Origin of the sequence: Pseudomonas sp. R62 (genome assembly GCF_000257605.1) — a bacterium.
GTDB classification, from domain to species: Bacteria; Pseudomonadota; Gammaproteobacteria; order Pseudomonadales; family Pseudomonadaceae; genus Aquipseudomonas; species Aquipseudomonas atacamensis.
In genome coordinates, this window is sequence record NZ_AHZM01000866.1 from 1 (window position 1) to 1,380 (window position 1,380).

At 60.9% G+C, this 1,380-nt stretch carries 2 protein-coding genes; one reads left to right on the forward strand and one right to left on the reverse strand.

The window, feature by feature from the left end; translation table 11 throughout:
• Positions 1 to 272, forward strand: a 272-nt coding sequence (locus OQK_RS00705) for a carboxymuconolactone decarboxylase family protein (RefSeq protein WP_016770673.1), incomplete at its 5' end; no start/stop codon positions are given.
• Between the two features lie 99 nt (positions 273 to 371).
• On the opposite strand, the gene OQK_RS00710 is transcribed toward OQK_RS00705, so the two are convergent.
• Positions 372 to 1,313, reverse strand: a complete 942-nt coding sequence (locus OQK_RS00710) for an AEC family transporter (RefSeq protein WP_016770674.1) — start codon at positions 1,311 to 1,313, stop codon at positions 372 to 374.
• Positions 1,314 to 1,380: the final 67 nt, after the last annotated feature.

The window sequence follows — 1,380 nt, forward strand, 5'->3', positions numbered from 1 at the left end:
ATTTCGTCAATGAACACGCTTGGGGCGGGGTGTGGAATCGTGAGGGGCTGCCGCTGAAAACCCGCAGCCTGATCACCCTCGCCGCGCTGACCGCGTTGAAGTGTCCGCAGGAGTTGAAAGGCCATGTGCGCGGTGCGCTGAACAACGGCTGCACGGTGGAAGAGATTCGCGAAGCACTGCTGCATTGCGCGGTGTATGCCGGCGTGCCGGCGGCGATCGATGCGTTTCGCGCGGCGCAGGAAGTGATCGACAGCTACCAGAAACCGCAGTGACCGCCTTCGCGAGCAGGCTCGCTCCCACATTTGGGATGCGTTTCCCTGTGGGAGCGAGCCTGCTCGCGAAGAGGCCCTGGCAGACACCGCAAATCCTTGTCAGATCCACCCACCCCACTGCAACACAAAGATCCCGACATTGGTGGTAATCGCCGCCATCAACGTGGTCATCACGATAATCGCCGCTGCCAGCTCATGATTGCCCTGCGCCGCCCGGGCCATGACGAAACTTGCCGCCGCCGTCGGGCTGCCAAAGTAGAGAAACAGAATCCCCAGTTCCGCCCCGCGAAAGCCCCACAGCCACGCGCCCACGGTTGCCAGTAACGGCAGACCGACCATCTTCACCAGGCTGGAGCTGAGCGCCATCTTGCCGCTCTTGCGTAACGCTGCGAGTGACAACGTGCCGCCGATACAAATCAGCGCCAGCGGCAAAGTGGTCTGCGCCAGATACTGGCCGGAGGTCTCCAGCCAGCCCGGCAAACCGATCTTGAAATAGGCGAACGGCGCTGCCGAAATCACGCTGATGATCAGCGGGTTGCTGAACACGCTTTTGCAGATGCTCCACGGATCGGACTTGATCACCGGGCTGTACACCGCCAGCACGATGGTCGACAGCGTGTTGTAGAACAGGATCACCAGCGCCGCGAGAATTGCCCCGAGGGAAATGCCGTAATCGCCGTACATGCTTGCCGCGAGTGCCAGGCCGATCACGCCGTTGTTGCCGCGAAACGCGCCCTGGGTGTAGATGCCGCGATCTTCCCGCGGACATTTGAAAATCGCCCAGCCCCAGGCCACGGCGAAACTCACCAGGGTGGCAAGGGAAAAGTAGATGAGGAGCGAAGGTTGCAGCGCGGCGTGCAGGTCAGCGTGGAGAATGCCGAGGAACAGCAGCGCCGGCATGGTCACGTTGAACACCAGCGACGAGGCGGTGTGGATGAAGTTGTCGTTGATCCAGTCGATGCGCTTGAGCAGCACACCGAGAAACAGCATGGCAAACACCGGCGCGGTGATGTTCAGGGTTTCAAGAAAGATTGCCAGCATGCCGGAGAGCCTTGGGTGAGCGTCGATAGGGGGCTAATGATAAGCCACTTTCACCCTGATCGTTCCC

What these genes read in the sequence shown, in the direction of transcription:
- OQK_RS00710 (WP_016770674.1), bottom strand. Translation starts at nt 1,313, where the DNA reads ATGCTGGCAATCTTTCTTGAAACCCTGAACATCACCGCGCCGGTGTTT.